The 18,464-nt window shown below is 40.5% G+C and carries 14 protein-coding genes and 5 pseudogenes; 11 read left to right on the top strand and 8 right to left on the bottom strand.

The genetic code is table 11. The annotated features are described in order from the left end of the window. Positions 1 to 112 precede the first annotated feature (112 nt). The 7 genes and pseudogenes from ACSLFW_RS13170 to ACSLFW_RS13140 all read left to right on the top strand — a co-directional run bounded on the left by ACSLFW_RS13170 (position 113) and on the right by ACSLFW_RS13140 (position 8,021). Positions 113 to 556 (top strand): MarR family winged helix-turn-helix transcriptional regulator, encoded by a 444-nt coding sequence (locus ACSLFW_RS13170; RefSeq protein WP_436556118.1) that lies wholly within the window; start codon positions 113 to 115, stop codon positions 554 to 556. Positions 557 to 633: 77 nt separating this feature from the next. Next, a pseudogene (locus tag ACSLFW_RS13165) lies at positions 634 to 3,026 on the top strand (3-hydroxyacyl-CoA dehydrogenase/enoyl-CoA hydratase family protein). Between the two features lie 88 nt (positions 3,027 to 3,114). Beyond that, a pseudogene (locus ACSLFW_RS13160) lies at positions 3,115 to 4,295 on the top strand (acetyl-CoA C-acyltransferase). 57 nt (positions 4,296 to 4,352) lie between these two features. Further along, on the top strand, positions 4,353 to 4,718 hold the full coding sequence (locus ACSLFW_RS13155; protein WP_436556117.1) for a four helix bundle protein: 366 nt from the start codon (positions 4,353 to 4,355) through the stop codon (positions 4,716 to 4,718). Positions 4,719 to 4,742: 24 nt separating this feature from the next. Further along, a pseudogene (locus tag ACSLFW_RS13150) lies at positions 4,743 to 6,546 on the top strand (acyl-CoA dehydrogenase family protein). A 289-nt stretch (positions 6,547 to 6,835) separates the two neighbouring features. Further along, the gene (locus ACSLFW_RS13145) at positions 6,836 to 7,360 is read left to right on the top strand and encodes a hypothetical protein (RefSeq protein WP_436556116.1); all 525 of its coding nucleotides are present in this window, start codon (positions 6,836 to 6,838) and stop codon (positions 7,358 to 7,360) included. Positions 7,361 to 7,493: 133 nt separating this feature from the next. Next, entirely contained in the window at positions 7,494 to 8,021 is a 528-nt protein-coding gene (locus tag ACSLFW_RS13140; RefSeq protein WP_436556115.1) for a superoxide dismutase family protein, read from the top strand. A gap of 122 nt (positions 8,022 to 8,143) precedes the next feature. Here the strand turns inward: ACSLFW_RS13140 and ACSLFW_RS13135 are convergent, their stop codons facing one another. The 8 genes and pseudogenes from ACSLFW_RS13135 to holA form a co-directional block, all read right to left on the bottom strand. Then, a complete protein-coding gene (locus ACSLFW_RS13135; protein ID WP_436557448.1) occupies positions 8,144 to 9,202 on the bottom strand; it encodes a response regulator in 1,059 nt (352 codons plus the stop codon). Continuing rightward, positions 9,088 to 10,320, bottom strand: a complete 1,233-nt coding sequence (locus ACSLFW_RS13130) for a tetratricopeptide repeat protein (RefSeq protein WP_436556114.1) — start codon at positions 10,318 to 10,320, stop codon at positions 9,088 to 9,090. The genes ACSLFW_RS13135 and ACSLFW_RS13130 overlap by 115 nt, the downstream gene beginning before the upstream one ends. A 40-nt stretch (positions 10,321 to 10,360) precedes the next feature. Further along, a pseudogene (gene ettA, locus ACSLFW_RS13125) lies at positions 10,361 to 12,054 on the bottom strand (energy-dependent translational throttle protein EttA). Positions 12,055 to 12,106: 52 nt separating this feature from the next. Continuing rightward, positions 12,107 to 12,284 (bottom strand): annotated as a pseudogene (locus ACSLFW_RS13120) (CAL67264 family membrane protein). 185 nt (positions 12,285 to 12,469) lie between these two features. Continuing rightward, on the bottom strand, positions 12,470 to 12,727 hold the full coding sequence (locus ACSLFW_RS13115) for a T9SS type A sorting domain-containing protein (RefSeq protein ID WP_436556113.1): 258 nt from the start codon (positions 12,725 to 12,727) through the stop codon (positions 12,470 to 12,472). Further along, positions 12,711 to 13,415 (bottom strand): immunoglobulin domain-containing protein, encoded by a 705-nt coding sequence (locus tag ACSLFW_RS13110; protein WP_436556112.1) that lies wholly within the window; start codon positions 13,413 to 13,415, stop codon positions 12,711 to 12,713. Before ACSLFW_RS13110 ends, ACSLFW_RS13115 begins: the two co-directional genes overlap by 17 nt. Next, positions 13,364 to 13,765, bottom strand: a complete 402-nt coding sequence (locus tag ACSLFW_RS13105) for an immunoglobulin domain-containing protein (protein WP_436556111.1) — start codon at positions 13,763 to 13,765, stop codon at positions 13,364 to 13,366. The genes ACSLFW_RS13110 and ACSLFW_RS13105 overlap by 52 nt, the downstream gene beginning before the upstream one ends. A 109-nt stretch (positions 13,766 to 13,874) precedes the next feature. Further along, entirely contained in the window at positions 13,875 to 14,879 is a 1,005-nt protein-coding gene (holA, locus tag ACSLFW_RS13100) for a DNA polymerase III subunit delta (protein ID WP_436557447.1), read from the bottom strand. A gap of 81 nt (positions 14,880 to 14,960) precedes the next feature. On the opposite strand from holA, the gene ACSLFW_RS13095 reads away from it, so the two are divergent. From ACSLFW_RS13095 to ACSLFW_RS13080, 4 genes are all read left to right on the top strand, one after another. Then, positions 14,961 to 15,422, top strand: a complete 462-nt coding sequence (locus ACSLFW_RS13095; RefSeq protein WP_436556110.1) for a type I restriction enzyme HsdR N-terminal domain-containing protein — start codon at positions 14,961 to 14,963, stop codon at positions 15,420 to 15,422. Further along, complete coding sequence (locus tag ACSLFW_RS13090; protein WP_436556109.1) at positions 15,419 to 16,411, top strand: glycosyltransferase family 2 protein; 993 nt, start codon at positions 15,419 to 15,421, stop codon at positions 16,409 to 16,411. The genes ACSLFW_RS13095 and ACSLFW_RS13090 overlap by 4 nt, the downstream gene beginning before the upstream one ends. A 73-nt stretch (positions 16,412 to 16,484) precedes the next feature. After that, entirely contained in the window at positions 16,485 to 17,321 is an 837-nt protein-coding gene (locus ACSLFW_RS13085) for an OmpA/MotB family protein (protein WP_436556108.1), read from the top strand. 132 nt (positions 17,322 to 17,453) lie between these two features. Continuing rightward, the gene (locus ACSLFW_RS13080; RefSeq protein WP_436556107.1) at positions 17,454 to 18,461 is read left to right on the top strand and encodes a serine hydrolase; all 1,008 of its coding nucleotides are present in this window, start codon (positions 17,454 to 17,456) and stop codon (positions 18,459 to 18,461) included. Positions 18,462 to 18,464: the final 3 nt, after the last annotated feature.

Genomic DNA, 18,464 nt, shown 5'->3' with positions numbered 1-18,464 from the left:
AAATTTTGTTTTTAGAAATAATTTCAATTTACTATGCATGCATAATATATTTTTATTATCTTTGACTCGAGGGCATAGCCCGAACTGACGCAATAAATCATCATAGTAACTTATGAAAGATAAAACTATAGATTATATTCTTCGTGCAACCTGGCAGGCCGTGTCCAGAATGTACAATGAGGAGGCGCAAAAATACGGCGCTACAATGGCAACCGGATTTGCCTTACTTAGTATAGACAAGGAAAACGGAACGCCATCGACAGCCTTCAGGTCCAAAATGGGAATGGAAGCGACAAGCCTTACACGCACCTTAAAAAATATGGAGGAAAAAGGGTTGATAATCCGAAAGAAAAACCCCGAAGATGGTCGCGGCGTATTGATCTACCTTACGGAATTCGGCAAAGAAAAACGGGAATTATCAAAAAATAACGTCCTGAAATTCAATGAAAAAGTGCGCCAAAACGTTACCGAAGAACAATTTAGGAATTTTGTAGAAGTTGCTGAAGTCATCAACGAACTCATACTCGACAAAAATATATTCAATGCGACAGAGTAACTGGATATGGAAACATCAACCGCATTTTATCGAAAAATCTAATATAATAATGATCGCTAAATATAAATTTTACATTCATGAAAAGAGTAATTAAAAAAGTGGCCGTCATCGGATTCCGGAATTATGGGCTCCGGAATAGCCTGTCACTTTGCCAATATTGGCGTAGAAGTACTTTTACTCGACATTTTGCCGCGTGAACTTACGGAAGCCGAAACCAAAAAAGGACTTACGCTGGAAAATAAAATTGTTCGTAACAGAATCGTCAACGAACATTTGGCAAATGCTTTAAAATCGAAGCCTTCTCCTATTTACCACCAAAAATTTGCTTCGAGAATTGCTACAGGAAATACAACTGACGATCTTCCGAAAATCGCTGATGCAGATTGGATTATCGAAGTAGTTGTTGAAAGACTCGACATTAAAAAATCGGTTTTTGAGCAGATCGAAAAATACAGGAAACCAGGAACGCTGATTACTTCCAATACTTCCGGAATTCCAATTCATTTTATGAGCGAAGGCAGAAGCGAAGATTTTCAGCAGCATTTCTGTGGAACGCATTTCTTCAATCCGGCGCGTTATTTGAAATTATTCGAAATCATTCCGTGACCGAAAACTTCAACGGAAGTATTAGATTTCCTGAGTAATTATGGAGAAAAATTCCTCGGAAAAACATCGGTCGTAGCCAAAGATACGCCAGCATTTATCGGCAATAGGATTGGAATTTTCGGAATTCAAAGTCTTTTCCATTTGGTAAAAGAAATGGGATTGACGATTGAAGAAGTAGATAAACTGACTGGCCCAGGTAATTGGAAGACCAAAATCTGCAACTTTCAGAACTGTTGATGTAGTTGGATTAGATACTTTGGTTCACGTCGCCAACGGATTATACGAAGGCGTTCCGAATGACGAAGCGCACGATTTGTTCCAGCTACCGGATTTCATCAAAAAAATGCTCGAAAACAAATGGCTGGGCAGTAAAACCGGTCAGGGATTTTATAAAAAAGTAGATAAAGATATCTTGTCTTTAGATTTGGAGACATTGGAATATCGCGCTGCAAAAAAAGCGTCTTTTGCGACTTTAGAATTGACGAAAACCATCGATAAACCAATTGACCGTTTCAAAGTTTTAATTGGCGGAAAAGACAAAGCAGGCGAATTTTACCGCAAAAGTTTCGGTGCCATGTTCGCCTACGTTTCCAACCGCGTTCCTGAAATTACTGACGATTTATACAAAATCGATGACGCGATGAAAGCTGGTTTCGGTTGGGAAAACGGCCGTTCGAAATCTGGGATGCCGTTGGCGTTGAAAAAGGAATCGAATTGCTGAAGGCCGAAGGTTTATCTAATGCAGAATGGATAAACGAAATGCTCGGCTCTGGCAACAAAACGTTCTACTCTGTAAAAGAAGGCGCGACTTATTATTATGACATCGCGTCGAAATCTCAAAAGAAAATTCCGGGGCAGGATGCTTTCATAATTTTAAATAACATCCGCGAAAGCAAAAAAATATCGTTCCAATTCAGGTGCTGTTATAGAAGACTTGGGCGATGGAATTTTAAATTTGGAATTCCGCTCCAAAATGAACACGATTGGCGGCGATGTCTTGCAAGGCATTAACAAAGCGATTGATTTGGCCGAAAAAGATTATTCCGGATTGGTTATTGGAAATCAGGGCGCAAATTTCACCGTTGGTGCCAACATCGGAATGATTTTCATGATGGCAGTCGAACAGGAATACGACGAACTCAACATGGCAATCAAATTGTTCCAGGACACGATGATGCGTGTTCGTTATTCGTCAATTCCGGTAATCGTTGCGCCACATGGCATGACTTTGGGCGGCGGTTGCGAAATGAGCATGCATGCTGATAAAGTTGTCGCTGCGGCAGAATCTTACATCGGTTTGGTCGAATTTGGCGTGGGTGTAATTCCCGGCGGCGGCGGTTCGAAAGAAATGGCGTTGCGTGCCGCAGACCAATTCCATAAAAATGATGTTGAGTTGAATGTTTTACAGGAATATTTCCTCGCTGTTGCCATGGCAAAAGTATCAACTTCAGCGTATGAAGCCTTTGATACCGGCGTTTTACAACACGGAAAAGACATTGTAGTCGTGAATAAAGACAGGCAAATCGCCGAAGCGAAAAAACATGCGCTATTGATGGCAGAAGCCGGATATACACAACCAATCCGCAGAAAAGATATCAAAGTTTTAGGAAAACAGGCACTCGGTATGTTTCTCGTGGGAACTGACCAAATGACTGCGGGAAAATACATTTCAGATCACGACAAAAAAATCGCTAACAAACTTGCTTATGTAATGGCTGGCGGCGATTTATCAGAATCGACTTTGGTAAGCGAGCAATATTTACTTGACATTGAACGCGAAGCTTTCCTTTCATTATGTACGGAAAGAAAGACTTTGGAAAGGATTCAGTTTATGTTGACGAAAGGAAAACCATTAAGAAATTAAGAACCAAGAAGAAAGAACCAAGAAGAAAGAGATTCCGAAACGTGAGGATCTTGATTCTTGACTCTTTATTCTTTTATCTAAAAATAAAATGAAAACAGCATATATCGTAAAAGCATACCGCACCGCAGTCGGCAAAGCGCCAAAGGAGTTTTTCGTTTTAAACGTCCTGATGAATTGGCCGCCGAAACCATTCAATACATGATGAATGAACTGCCGGATTTCGACAAAAAAAGAATTGATGACGTTATGGTTGGAAACGCCATGCCTGAAGCCGAACAAGGCCTCAATGTTGCGCGTTTGATTTCATTAATGGGATTGAATGTCGTTGACGTTCCGGGCGTAACCATCAACCGCTACTGTGCATCCGGACTCGAAACAATCGGAATGGCAACAGCTAAAATCCAGGCCGGGATGGCAGATTGTATCATCGCCGGTGGTGCCGAAAGCATGAGTTACATTCCGATGGGCGGTTATAAACCAACGCCGGATTATGCTGCAGCTAAAAATGGCCACGAAGATTATTATTGGGGAATGGGATTGACTGCAGAAGCTGTTGCAAAGCAATTCAACGTTTCGCGTGAAGATCAGGATAAATTCGCTTTCGATTCGCATCAAAAAGCTCTGAAAGCGCAGGCTGAGGGCAAATTCGACAAACAAATTGTCCCGATTACCGTCGAGCAGACTTTCATCAATGAAAATGGAAAAAAAGAAACGAAGTCTTACACCGTAACCAAAGACGAAGGTCCGCGGGCAGACACAAATCTAGCAGCACTGAGCAACCTGAAACCGGTTTTTGCCGCTGATGGAAGCGTAACCGCAGGAAGTTCTTCACAAATGAGCGACGGTGCCGCTTTTGTAATGGTAATGTCTGAAGAATTGGTCAAAGAATTAAATCTGCAACCGATTGCAAGATTGGTCAATTTCGCTTCTGCCGGAGTTGAACCAAGAATCATGGGAATTGGTCAGGTAAAAGCAATTCCGAAAGCTTTAAAGCAAGCCGGATTAACATTAAACGACATCGATTTAATCGAATTGAATGAAGCCTTTGCCTCACAAGCATTAGCTGTAACTCGCGAATTAAATTTAAATCCTGAGATTATTAATGTCAATGGTGGTGCAATTGCACTCGGACATCCGTTAGGCTGCACAGGCGCGAAATTATCAGTTCAATTATTCGACGAAATGAAACGCCGTGGCAGCAAATATGGCATTGTTTCAATGTGTGTAGGAACAGGGCAAGGCTCAGCAGGAATTTACGAAGTTTTGTGAGAGAAAAGAATCAAGAGTCAAGAATCAAGAAATGTATATAAGCCAAAAACATATATTATGCGCCACAACTTTAAAAATCTTAAGATTTGGACATTATCGATGGAAATAACTTCAAGTGTCCATAAAACATGTTTAACATTTCCAAAGTACGAAATGTATGGTCTTGCAAGTCAAATGAATCGATGTTCTGTATCAATGCCATCAAATATTGCAGAAGGTTCAAATAGAGGAAATAAACATTTCAAACACTTTCTTGACATTAGTCTTGGATCGTCATTTGAATTACAAACACAAGTATTAATAGCATTTCAGAACGAATATATTACCGAAGAAGAAACAAAAACTTTAGAAAATAAAATAATTGAATTTCAAAAAATGATATCAGGGTTTATTAATCGGCTAGATGAAAGTCTTGCTTCTTGACTCTTGATTCTTTAATCTAAAATCATGGAAACAACCGAAAAAGACGTAACCCGTGGCGGGCAATTCCTCGTCAAAGCAACCAAATGCGAAGACATCTTCACGCCTGAAGATTTCTCAGAAGAGCAAAAAATGATGCGCGATTCCGTAAAAGAATTCGTCGACAAAGAAATCTGGCCAGACAAAAACCGGTTCGAAAGCAAAGATTATGCATTCACGGAAGAGTGCATGAAAAAAGCCGGAGAAATGGGCTTCTTAAGCGTCGCTGTTCCCGAAGAATACGGTGGAATGGGAATGGGTTTCGTTGATACTGTTCTTGTTTGCGATTATATTTCCGGTGCGACAGGTTCATTTTCAACAGCTTTTGGCGCGCATACCGGAATCGGAACCATGCCAATCACTTTATACGGAACTGAAGAACAAAAGAAAAAATACGTACCAAAACTCGCATCAGGCGAATGGTTTGGCGCTTATTGCCTTACAGAGCCGGGCGCGGGATCTGATGCGAATTCGGGAAAAACGAAAGCAGTTTTATCCGAAGACGGAAAATATTATTCCATCACCGGGCAAAAAATGTGGATTTCCAACGCAGGTTTCTGCAGCGTTTTCATCGTTTTCGCAAGAATCGGCGATGATAAAAATATCACAGGTTTCATCGTTGAAAACGTCGAAGGCAATGGCATTTCAATGAACGAAGAAGAGCACAAGCTCGGCATCCGCGCCTCCTCTACCCGCCAGGTTTTCTTTAACGAAACAAAAGTTCCGGTTGAAAATATGCTTTCAGAAAGAGGTAACGGATTCAAAATCGCGATGAATGCCTTAAACGTAGGAAGAATAAAATTGGCAGCCGCTTGTCTCGATGCGCAACGGCGCGTGACGACCGGAGCCGTAAAATACGCCAATGAAAGAATCCAATTCAATACGCCAATTTCACAATTCGGTGCAATCAGATACAAATTGGCAGAAATGGCAACCAGCTGTTACGCCGGAGAAAGCGCTTCTTACCGCGCCGCGAAAGACATTCAGGACAGAATCCAGGCACGTGAGGCCGCTGGCGCATCGCATCAGGAATCAGAATTGAAAGGCGTTGAAGAATATGCAATCGAATGTTCTATCCTAAAAGTTGCGGTTTCAGAAGACGTTCAGAATTGCGCAGACGAAGGCATCCAGATTTTCGGCGGAATGGGATTCTCAGAAGATACACCAATGGAAAGTGCCTGGCGCGACGCCCGTATTTCGAGGATTTACGAAGGAACAAACGAAATCAACCGCATGCTTTCTGTCGGAATGCTGATTAAAAAAGCCATGAAAGGTCATGTTGATTTACTCTGGGCCAGCGACAAAAGTCCAGGAAGAATTAATGGGAATTTCGGATTTCGACACGCCTGATTATTCCGAATTATTCGCCGAAGAAAAAGAACTCATCGGCAAATTGAAAAAAGCATTTTTAATGGTTGCCGGCGGCGCCGTACAAAATATGGAACTGGATCTCGATGCGCACCAACAACTTTTAATGGCCGCAGCCGACATGCTGATTGAAATCTACATGGCCGAATCGACCATTCTTCGCACAGAAAAACTAGCAAAAAAAGAAGGCGAAGCGAAAATCGGCGAGCAAATCGCCATGGCAAAATTGTACCTCTACAAAGCGGTCGACGTCATCACGCAAAAAGGAAAAGAAAGCATCATTTCTTTTGCCGAAGGCGACGAACAGCGCATGATGCTTATGGGATTGCGTCGTTTTACAAAATATACGAATATGCCGAATATCGTGGCTTTGCGGGAGCAAATCACTTCAAAACTGGTAGCAGAAAACGAATATTGCTTTTAGAGAAAAGACCGCTGCGCTGAAAGATTCAAGACCACTTCGTTGAAAGACAGCTCTTGCAGCAAAGCAATCTTGCATCTTTCCTCTTTCAACGAAGCGGTCAAAAAAATAGTTTTAGTTAAGTTGGAAAAAACCGTTCAGTTGAAAAATTGGACGGTTTTTTATTTACAAATCTTGCAGCGAAGCGGTCTTGAATCTTGCAGCACAGCGGTCTTGCCTCTAACAGTGCAGCTGTCTAAATATTTTGCCAATTAAAAATTCATCGCTATTTTCGTGAAAAATTAAAATCTACATGAAAATACTCGGCATAGGCTCAAGAATCAATCATCCGGAATACGGAAAAGGCGTAATCACCAATGTTTCAACCACAGAATATTGGGTAACCTTCATAGAAAACGGACTCGAGACCATCGACCTTGACAGCGAATTTGAAGTCATCGAAGCAGCAGAAAACGAAGTTGACACGGTCAGCTTCTACGATGTAGAAAGAACTTTGCGTGACTTATTAAAAAAATGGTCAGATGTTTCTGAAATCGTTCCAATCGGCGACAAATGGAAAGGCGGAAAAATGACGCTTGAACCCGGACAACCCGGATTGGCATCAAAAGATATTCCGATTGATACCTTCTTCCATAAAATAATCATGGTGCGCGACAGATTAAGGGTAATGGAGCAAAAAATAAACGCGAGTAACATCGAAGAAATTGAAAAAGTCGAGTTGCAGCAATACATCACAAGGATTTACGGAAGCCTTACGACTTTCAACGTGTTGTTCAAATCGAACAATCATTATTTTGTCGGGGAAAAGACAAAGTAAAACTTTACTTCAATTTTTAGCGTCTTTTATGAAAATCTAAAAAAGACGCTAATTTTTTATATTGCATACTTTTAACTAAATCTTAAATTTTAGTGGTTTTTCTTTTGCGTAACTTTGAAAGAAACAACCCATCATGAAAAAAGTATTACTTTCAGGCGCGGCAATTATCGCGATAATCATCGGATGTAAAACCGCCAATAGCGCGACGCCGGGCAAATCCATTAAAATAGCAATGGAGGCGAAAAGCGGCAGCAAAGTTTCAGGCGAAGCGACATTCACCGAAGAAAACGGCGAAGTCACGCTTGAAGCCAAACTAACCGGACTAAAACCGGGTGTTCACGCCATTCACATACACGAAAAAGCAGATTGTTCTGCTGCCGACGGGAGTTCAGCAGGCGGCCACTGGAATCCGACTTTTAAAAGTCATGGAAAATGGGGTTCTGCATCATATCACCGCGGCGATATTGGGAATTTCACAGCTGATGAAGACGGCAATGCGACCGTGCTTTTCAAAACCAATGAATGGTGCATCAGTTGCGGCGATGCAACAAAAGATATCGTTGGAAAAGGCCTTGTAGTGCATCAGGATCCTGACGATTACACATCACAACCAGCTGGAAATGCGGGTGCGCGGGTGGCTTGCTCGGGAATTATTAAATAGTGCCTGAGTCAGTTAACTAGCAAAGTTTCAGAGTGGCAAAGTTTTTCACTTTGTGTTAAAAAAAATCCGCTAATGCGGATTTTTTCATTTAACTTTAAGTTCAATCAATTTTACTCAGAAACTCAGCTATTCTTAACCAAGCCTGCAATTAACTGGAACAATTCTGACGGCTCGAATGGCTTGATGATTACGCCGTCAATTCCGGATGCAGCGGCTTGTGGCTCCACTTCATTCTTATCGAAAGCCGTAAGTGCAATTATTGGCGTCGTGATGCCGAAATCGCGAATGCGGCGCGAGGTTTCATAGCCATTAATCATTGGCATATTGATGTCCATCAGGATGATGTCAAATTTTTCCTTTTTCACGAGTTCTATCGCGTCATATCCATTGTCAACGATCTGGCATTCGTGGTGGTTGCGTTCGATAATTCGCTTGGTCACCATTTGGTTGATTTTATTATCTTCTACGACAAGAATCCTGAAAGTTCCCGTGCCGACAGCAATAGACTGTACTTCTGCGTTCATTCCTTTTTCAAGTGTTTCGTCTGGTAAAAATCCGATTTTGAATGAAAATGTGGTGCCGATATTTTCACCGCTTTCCAGCACAAGTTTGCTGTTGAAAAGCTCGATTAGCCTTTTAACAATCGTAAGTCCTAGTCCGGTTCCCTGATAATCGCCGTCTTTTCTTTCAATCTGCACGAATTTATCGAATATTTTTTCCTGGTCGTGTTTTGCAATACCGATACCATTATCGCTGACGATAAATTCGATATAGTAAATATTTTCAAGAACATTATCGAGTTTCGCGGTTACGACAACTTCGCCTTTGTGGGTGAATTTGAGTGCATTGCTAATCAGATTCATTAAAATTTGCGATAGCCGCAATTCGTCTCCAATGAGGAATTCCGGAATCGCAGGATCAACTTCGACGCGCAAAACATTTTCATTTTTATCTGCGATAAATGCAAGCGAATTGATAATGGTATTCATTTCAGATTGTAAATTGAAAGTTGCGTTTTCCAACACAATCTTTTTTTCCTCCATCTTATTGATTTGAAGAATGTCGTTCACCAGAGCCAGTAAATAGCGGGCAGAAAATTTAAGAGAATGCAAATGTTCGTTGTTGACGTGCTCCTTATGCTCTTCCAGAAACATATTCGTGATTCCGATAACGCCGTACAACGGTGTGCGCAATTCGTGACTGATCGTTGCGACGAACTGGGTTTTGAGTTGCGAGATTTCTTCGGCTTTTTCTTTTGCACTCCTGAGTTCTGCATTGGCGGCACGAAGTTCAGAATTGAGTTTTTCTTGGAATTGTTATTCCGGTACAAGGTATAAACAAGTAACAGCAATACAATTAATATGACTGAAAAAAGAATGCTGATGATTTTAGAATCATTGATTTTCTTTTGATTCTGTTCGTTGGCAGCTTCGATTTTTTCGAGCTGGTGCTTGTTCTCGTCGAGTTCTATCTGAAGCGCGGTATCGTCGAGCGTAGTGATATTTTCTTCCGGATATAGTACTTTATTCAGCGAATCATATTTTTTTTTGTACAAATCTGCTTCAGCGTCTTTTTTGTGAAGGTCGTAATGCTTATAAAGATTTTCGTAGGTATTCAGCAGAAAAGCAGGCATCGATTTTCCGATATTCAACGCTTTAAAGAAATATTCTTCGGCCAATTTCGGATTATTGTGATTGCTGTAATAAATACCGTTGAGTCCGTAGTAGGAAAGTTTAGCCTCGTCCTGCCCTTTTCGGTTAATATAGCTTTCGACTTCTTTTATGTAACGCATGCCCGGCTCGAACTCATTGATAGAGATATAAGCACTTGCAATATTAAGCTTCGTGTAGGTAATCTGGGAACTGTCTCTGATTTTCTCGGCGAATTCCAGTGACTTTTCATAATAACCGATGCCTTTTTTAACGTCGATTTTACTGTAGTAATAGACACTTCCGAGGTTGCTGTAAATCCAGTCCTTCAAGGCATCATTTTCAGTATTATTGGCGTGGATGAGTGCTTTGTTGTAGAATTCTATCGCTCGTGCGCTTTGAGAAAATTCATCATAAATCACGCCAATTGCGTTGTAAGACTGGGCAATCAGCAAATCGTCATTGACTTTAAAAGAACGCACGAGCGCCTGCTTGGAAACTTCCAAAGCCTTCTCGTATGCTGCATTCTTAAAATAATCTCCTGCCTGGTTGATTTGCTTTTCGATGCTTTTCTTTTCTTCTTTCTCAGAAGTCTGTGAAAAACCTGTCTGCATTACCAAAAGCAATATTATTGCAATGATTTTTCTCACCTGAAACCCAGATTTATCCCCGGTTAATACAACTTATAATTTAATTCCTGATTAACTTTCTGTATTTTATCCTTTTTGGAGTCAGGTCGCCGCCAAGGCGTTTCTTTTTGTTTTCTTCATAATCGGAAAATCCGCCTTCAAAATAATAAACCTCCGAATTGCCTTCGAAAGCAAGAATATGCGTGCAAATCCTGTCGAGGAACCAACGGTCGTGCGAAATCACTACGGCACAGCCCGCAAAATTTTCAAGTCCTTCTTCCAAAGCACGAAGCGTATTGACGTCGAGGTCGTTTGTAGGCTCATCCAGAAGCAAAACATTTCCTTCTTCTTTCAAAGTCATTGCGAGGTGCAATCTGTTGCGCTCACCACCTGAAAGCATTGAGACTTTTTTATTTTGATCGCTTCCTCCAAAGTTAAAGCGGCTTAAATAAGCCCTTGAATTTACCTGTCGCCCGCCCATCATGATGAGTTCCTGCCCGTCGGCGAAGTTTTCCCATATGGTTTTATTCGGGTCGATGTTGGCGTGTGACTGGTCGACATAAGCGATTTTCACCGTGTCGCCGATTGTAAATTCACCGGCATCTGGCTTTTGCTCGTCCATGATCATCCTGAAAATTGTTGATTTTCCGGCGCCATTCGGCCGATAACGCCAACAATTCCTGCTTGTGGTAAGGTAAAATTCAGGTTGTCGTATAATAATTTTTCACCAAAAGCTTTCGCAACACCTTTCGCCTCAATCACATTTGTTCCTAATCTTGCAGCCATTAGGGATGTAGATTTCGAGGTTTTCGTCGAGTTGCTTCTGGTCTTCGTTTAATAATTTATCGTAGTTCTGCAAACGCGCTTTCTGCTTGGTCTGACGGCCTTTTGCACCTTGTCGGACCAGTCCAGCTCGCGCTCTAAAGTTTTACGGCGTTTAGAAGCGACTTTCTCTTCCTGTGCCATACGTGTCGATTTCTGGTCAAGCCATGAAGAGTAATTGCCTTTCCACGGGATACCTTCACCCCTGTCAAGTTCCAGAATCCAGCCGGCTACGTTGTCAAGGAAATAACGGTCGTGCGTTACCGCGATTACGGTTCCGGCATATTGCGCCAGGTGTTGCTCCAGCCATAAAACGCTTTCCGCATCGAGGTGGTTGGTTGGCTCATCCAGCAATAAAACGTCAGGTTGTTGTAAAAGCAAACGGCACAAAGCCACACGACGGCGTTCTCCACCTGAAAGTACTTTTATCGGCGTGTCGCCATCCGGGGTGCGGAGTGCGTCCATTGCGATTTCAAGTTTGGTATCGAGTTCCCACGCGCCGGCAGCATCGATTTTATCCTGAAGATCTGCCTGGCGGCTCATGAGCTGCTGCATTTTATCGGCATCTTCATATACTTCAGGCAGGCCAAACTGATCGTTGATTTTGTTGAATTCTTCGAGTAACGCGACAGCTTCTGCAGCACCTTCACGAACAATTTCGATTACAGTTTTTTCATCATCGAGTTGTGGTTCCTGCTCGAGGTAACCAACAGTGTAACCCGGAGAAAATACCACATCACCCTGATAATTCTTATCGACACCGGCAATGATGCGGAGCAATGATGATTTTCCGGAGCCATTTAGACCCAGAATACCGATTTTAGCGCCATAAAAGAAACTCAGGTAAATGTTTTTCAACACTTGTTTGTCGCTGCTTGAGTAAGTCTTGCTTACTTTCTGCATTGAAAATATTACTTTTTTATCGTCAGACATTTTTTTAAAATTTTAGATTTTTGAATTCAGATTTTAGATTGTATGCTATAATTCAGACGCGTCCTTTTAATGAACTAAACACCCATGCATTGGCCAGAAACCCAACACCCACGGCGCCGAATCCCCAGCCTACGGTATCATCATAACGGAAGGCGCCAAGTGCGATAACGACCAGCCCCATGATAATCATGATCAGTGTTGCCCAACCCACTGACCGTATTTTTATTCATCATTCCCATAGTTAATTTTTAAGAGCGTCAAATATCGGGAATTTTATTCTTTTGAGAAATAACTTTCCTTTAATTACAACGGTTTATTTGGTTGTAAATACAAAATGCACCTAAATATACCAAATTTAAATCCTAAAACAAAGGCTGCCTTTATCGGACAGCCTTTAATTTTGAATTTATTTCGATTACTGTTTTATCAGTTTTATTTTTTTCGTTGCTTTTTCGAAAGAAAATTCGGCTATGTAATTTCCGGTTCGAAGCGAAGTCAAATCCATAGCACCAGACAAAGCATTTACATTGGCATAACCAACGCGCTGACCGAGCATATTCAGGATATTCACAGCAACTATCGGTTGTTTCGCATTGAAATGAAAAACTGACGACACAGGATTTGGGTAATACGCAATTGCGATTTGCTGTAAATCATCAACGCCTAATAACAATTCGGCCGTAACTGCTAATGACGTCTGGCTTTCGCAAGTTTCCGCCTAAAGTTTCTGTAGCGTAGTAAGTAACTCCGTCCTGCAATAAAGTTGATGATGGCAATGCATTTTCATGATTTGCGGCATTTTGAGCGCTTGAATACCATTTTATGCCTGTACCTGTTACCTGAAGATTTGCAAGTGTTTGTCCTTCGGTATATTCCTGACTGGTGTCGCCTGTTGGTGTAACCGGCGTATTTACGTTCAGGTTTACATATGAAAATATTTCGCTGCAGCCATTCATAACAATAACCTGGTATATCCCTGAATCTGCAGCAGTACAGGCCGGAATTACAAAGTTATTCTGATTAGAGACCGCTTGGTCGTTGTGAAACCATTGGTAAGTAAGATTGGTGCCGCTAGCAGATACACTCAAATTAGCAGTATCTCCTGCACAGACATCTGAAGGGACATTCACCGTGTTGATTTGCGGCGGCGTATTTACTATAACACTTATATTAGAAGATACATTCATACCACAGAAATTCGCTACTTCAACATGATAATTTCCTACGCTTGAGAAATCTGCAAATCCTATCGTGTAAGTTGGGTTGGTGGCACCTGGGATGATGTTAGTCTCCTTAAACCATTGGTATGTTAATTGGGTTCGGTTGCGATGACTCCTAAAGTCACCGGATCTCCATAGCACGCGTTTACGTTAGGATTTATGTCAACAATAATAGCAGATTCACTTACGATAAGCGTTGCCGCAATTGAAGTGACTGATGGTTCTGTATTATTGAAAATCGTGCAAGTGTAATCACCCGAATCAGCAAGACTTACGCCAGGAATCACATAAGTATCACTATTAGCAGCCGGAATAAATTCGCCATTGTGAAACCACTGGTATTGCAGGTTTTCGCCTGTTGCAGTTAAATAAAACGCGAGACTCTGACCGTTGCAAACTTCAGTACTAACGGGCTGGGAGGTAATTACAATCTGGGCAAAAGCCCCAGTATTGCACAATAAAACAATTAAAAATAAGTAGATTTTTTTCATATTTGGGTTTTTTATAAGATTGCAAATCTAATATTTAAATTGAAATGTTAAGGATTATTTGGAGTAGTAGGGAAATTGGCTGGTTAAAGTTGGCAAATTGCGGAATACATTAACTAAAAATCTTTACAAGCATCTCTTTCAAAAGGTCAGCATTAGGAAGTGCATTTGCCCCCACTCCTTTGCTTTTAACATCAATATCGCGCAACGCCGCCACAATCTGGCTTACTTTTTTCATTGGATAATTGCGCAGCGCAACATCGTAATCTTTCAGGAAATACGGATTGACCTTCAAAACTGCCGCAACATTTTTCGGACTGCGGTCTTTAAGTCCGTGATAATGCAATAGATTGACAAAAAAACTAAACACAAGACTCGTAGTAACCACCATCGGGTTTTCCTTTGGGTTATTCGCAAAATATTGCGCAATCTGGTAAGCTTTCAATTGGTTTCTGTCTCCAATAGCTTTCCTCAATTCGAATACATTGAAATCTTTGCTGAAACCTATATTTTCTTCAATGTGCTTTGGTAAAATCGTACTCCCTTTTGGTAAAACGATTTGCAATTTATCGAGTTCATTTGCAATTTTACTCAAATCTGTTCCCAGAAATTCAACCATCATTGCATTTGCTTTTGGATCAATCGAATAACCTTTTCCTTGTAAAACGCGGCTTATCCACTGGCCGATTTGGTTGTCGTAAAGCTTTTTGCTTTCGTATACGAGTCCGTTTTTGTCGAGCAATTTAGTGACTTTCTTGCGCTTGTCGAGAGTTTTGTATTTGTAGTTGAAAACCAAAACCGTACTTGGCATCGGATTTTCCGCGTAACTTTCAAGCTTGTCGATTGTTTTGGTGAGATCCTGCGCTTCTTTTACGATTACCACTTGCTTCTCTGCCATCATCGGGTAACGTTTTGCTGTTCCTATGATGTCCTCAATCGACACATCGCGCCCGTATAAAACCGTCTGGTTAAAACCTTTTTCATCTTCCGAAAGGATATTCTGCTCAATATAATCAGACAATTTGTCGATATAATACGGCTCCTCGCCCATCAGAAAATAGATTGGTTTGATATTTCCGTTTTTGATATCGTTGACAATTTTTACAACTTCGTCCATTGAAGGTTTCCAAGGTTTAAGGTTCATTGAAATTCGCTAATCCGCTAATAATCTCATTCGCTAATTAACTATATTTGCCACATGCAGCAGTTGAATTTTCCGACGTTTAACTTCCGGTTCAAAAATAGCGAAAATAAAGTCGCCATCTTTGATGAAATCAGGAAAAAATTTGTGTTTTTAACGCCCGAAGAATGGGTGCGGCAACATGTCGTACAGTTTCTTTTACAGCAAAAAAAATATCCTAAATCACTTATCAACGTAGAAAAATTGCTTAAAGTCAACGGATTGACAAAACGCTACGATGGTGTTGTATTTAATCCTGATGGTACAATCCGGATTTTAATTGAATGTAAAGCGCCGGAAGTCAAAATTTCACAACAGACTTTCGACCAGATTGCCCGTTATAATCTAACCATGAAAGCACAATTCCTGATGGTCACCAACGGCCATAATCATTACTTTTGCCAGATGGATTTTGAGAACGAAAAATACATTTTCCTGCCTGAACTTCCGGAATATTTAGCACTAAAACCCGCACCTTGAAAATCGCTGTTGTCATATTAAACTGGAATGGAAAAAAACTGCTGGAAGAATTTCTTCCATCTGTAATTGCATTTTCCGCTGAAGCCAATATTTACGTGGCAGACAACGCATCAACTGATGATTCTGTTGCATTTGTAAAAGAGAATTTTCCGCAAATAAAAATTATACAGAATAAAGATAATTTCGGTTTTGCCAAAGGTTATAACGAAGCGCTTCAATTTGTTGAAGAAGCTATTTATGCGTTGGTCAATTCTGACATCGAAGTGACTGAAAACTGGCTTTTGCCGGTACTCGAAACTTTCAAAAATGAACCTGGAACTGCTATCATCCAGCCAAAGATTCTCGATTTCAAGAATAAAGAATATTTTGAATATGCCGGTGCGGCCGGTGGTTTCATTGATAAATACGGATTTCCGTTCTGTCGTGGCCGGATTTTCGATACAATCGAGAAAGACGATGGGCAATATGATGATGCCTGTGAAATTTTCTGGGCTTCAGGCGCGTGTTTTTTTATCCGAAAAGAAATCTTTCGCGAACTTAAAGGCTTTGACGCTGATTTTTTTGCGCACCAGGAAGAAATCGACTTGTGCTGGCGCGCATTCAATGAAGGATATATTGCGAAATATGAGCCGAAGTCGGTTGTGTATCATGTTGGCGGCGCGACTTTAAAGATGGGAAGTCCGAGAAAAACGTACCTTAATTTCCGCAATTCTTTGTGGATGCTGACGAAGAATCTTCCCGCGTCATCACTTCCGGGAACGATCTTTACCAGGCTTTGCCTTGATGGGATTGCCGCAATAAAACTCTTATCAGAAGGAAAACCCAAACATTTATGGGCTGTATTTAATGCGCACATGGCTTTTTATTTTCATTTTTTTTCTAATTATAAGAAACGGAAATCCAATCAATTAGCGGGTTATTACAAAATTAAAAGCATCGTACAGAAGTATTATTTGGGCAATGGCAAGGTTTTTGAAAACCTTTTTTAACAATAGTTTAAGTACTAAAATTTAACATTCCCACATTATAACCTTAATTTTGTAACAAACTAAATCTATGACTATGAAACGAATAATTTTAGCACTATCAATCGCTGTTTTGCTCACGACAACGGGCTGTGGCACGAAAAAGAAAATTGCCGCACTTGAAAAACAAAATAAAGAGTGTCAGGATTTACTGAACTCGACCACTGTTAAGCTCAACTTGTGTTTAAGCGAAAAAGAAACGCTGGCCACGCAAATGGATTTTCTGAAAAAGAACAATTCCGACCTGATCAATAACATGGGCAACATGACCACGTTAACTACTCAAGGTGCACAAAATATTGAAAAAGCACTCGAAACCATCAAAGAAAAAGATTTGAAAATCACGCGTATGCAAGACGCTTTGACCAAGAAAGACAGTGTAACGCTGGCATTGGTTACAAGTCTGAAAAGTGCTGTCGGAATTTCTGACCCGGATATTGAAGTAAACGTTGAGAAAGGCGTTGTATTTATCTCTATTTCAGATAAATTACTATTCAAAAGCGGCAGCTATGTTGTAAGTGACAGAGCGAAAGAAATCCTTGGAAAAGTTGCAAAAGTAATCAACAGCAAGCCTGATTTTGAATGTATGGTTGAAGGCCACACTGACAACGTTCCATTTATCAGTAACGGCGTTTTGTTAGACAACTGGGATTTGAGCGTGAAACGCGCGACATCAATCGTACGCGTGCTTACAAAAGATTTAAAAGTTAATCCTGCACAGTTAATTGCAGCCGGACGTAGTGAATTTATTCCGCTTGTGGACAATAATAATGCCGATAATCGCGCTATCAACAGAAGGACAAGAATTGTAATCATGCCGAAAATCGACCAGTTCTATGACATGATTGAAAAAGAAATGAAAAAACAGAAATAAGTAATTGGCTACAAATAGCAATTTAAATAAAATTGACGCTTCAATAATTTGAGGCGTTTTTTTTTATCTTAATTTTAAGAATATCTTAACAAAAGAAAATTATTTTTGTGAGGCCAATAATGCAATCACATAATGAAATTGTCATCCAAAAAATTCTCAATACTTCATATTCTGTTGATTTCTGTTGCAGTTTCCGGAGTTACATTCGCAGCTGTTAAATTTTTCAATAAACCAGAAGAGACAGCAATTGCGAATGACAATTATGCGTGTAATTATCAGGTAACCAGAATGAGCGGCTACAGCTATATAAAACCGCTTTTGTTAGTCGACGAAGATTGCGAATCGCAACAATTAGAAGGCGTTAAGCAGAAAGTAAACCAGATTATCGAGCGCTATAAAAATGCGGGGGATGCCAGTTCTGCTTCGGTTTATTTGCGAACATACAGCAACAATCAATGGACCGTCATCAACGAAAATGAAGAATACGAACCAGGTTCACTATTTAAGGTGCCTATCCTGATTGCGATTCTCAAAATGAACGAAGACAATCCCGGATTTTTGAGCAAAAAAATCACTTTTACAAGTAAATTACCTGTTGATAAAAATGTAGCATTCACAGACAAGACAATCAAATCGGGAAACAGTTATACCGTTGCAGAATTGCTGACTTACATGATTGAATATTCCGACAACAACGCCACATCATTACTCATCATGAACATGGATCCGTTGGTGATGAAAAAATTATTCGCAGATGTAGGCCTTCAGATGAATGACATTTACGCACAGCAATATTTCTTCAAAATAAAAGATTATTCGCTTTTTATGAGGGTAATTTATAATGCAGGCTATCTCACGATTAAAGATTCTGAATATGCTGCGGAATTACTGGGAAAATCTACATTCAAAGAAGGTATTACAAAAATGCTTCCCGCTGGCGTAAAAGTAGCACATAAATTTGGTGAATCGGGAAACCAGACAGAAAAACAACTTCATGAAACCGCTATCATTTACCTTGATAACAAGCCTTATCTGCTTACGGTTATGACAAAAGGAAATGATAATGCAAAATTATCGGCTTTGATTGCTGAAATTTCTCAAACAGTTTATACTGATATTTCAAATAGTGGAAATTTTTAAACT

It is taken from the genome of Flavobacterium sp. 3HN19-14 (assembly GCF_051373205.1).
Classification (GTDB): domain Bacteria; phylum Bacteroidota; class Bacteroidia; order Flavobacteriales; family Flavobacteriaceae; genus Flavobacterium.
The sequence above is the reverse complement of the archived record's forward strand: the minus strand, read 5'-3'. Positions and strand labels throughout refer to the sequence as shown.

Bases quoted from the DNA above. Each gene is read 5' to 3' on its own strand.
- ACSLFW_RS13095 (WP_436556110.1), top strand. From the start codon at position 14,961: ATGCAGCAGTTGAATTTTCCGACGTTTAACTTCCGGTTCAAAAATAGC.
- ACSLFW_RS13155 (WP_436556117.1), top strand. From the start codon at position 4,353: ATGCGCCACAACTTTAAAAATCTTAAGATTTGGACATTATCGATGGAA.
- ACSLFW_RS13105 (WP_436556111.1), bottom strand. From the start codon at position 13,765: ATGAAAAAAATCTACTTATTTTTAATTGTTTTATTGTGCAATACTGGG.
- ACSLFW_RS13080 (WP_436556107.1), top strand. From the start codon at position 17,454: ATGAAATTGTCATCCAAAAAATTCTCAATACTTCATATTCTGTTGATT.
- ACSLFW_RS13170 (WP_436556118.1), top strand. From the start codon at position 113: ATGAAAGATAAAACTATAGATTATATTCTTCGTGCAACCTGGCAGGCC.
- holA (WP_436557447.1), bottom strand. From the start codon at position 14,879: ATGGACGAAGTTGTAAAAATTGTCAACGATATCAAAAACGGAAATATC.
- ACSLFW_RS13140 (WP_436556115.1), top strand. From the start codon at position 7,494: ATGAAAAAAGTATTACTTTCAGGCGCGGCAATTATCGCGATAATCATC.
- ACSLFW_RS13145 (WP_436556116.1), top strand. From the start codon at position 6,836: ATGAAAATACTCGGCATAGGCTCAAGAATCAATCATCCGGAATACGGA.
- ACSLFW_RS13085 (WP_436556108.1), top strand. From the start codon at position 16,485: ATGAAACGAATAATTTTAGCACTATCAATCGCTGTTTTGCTCACGACA.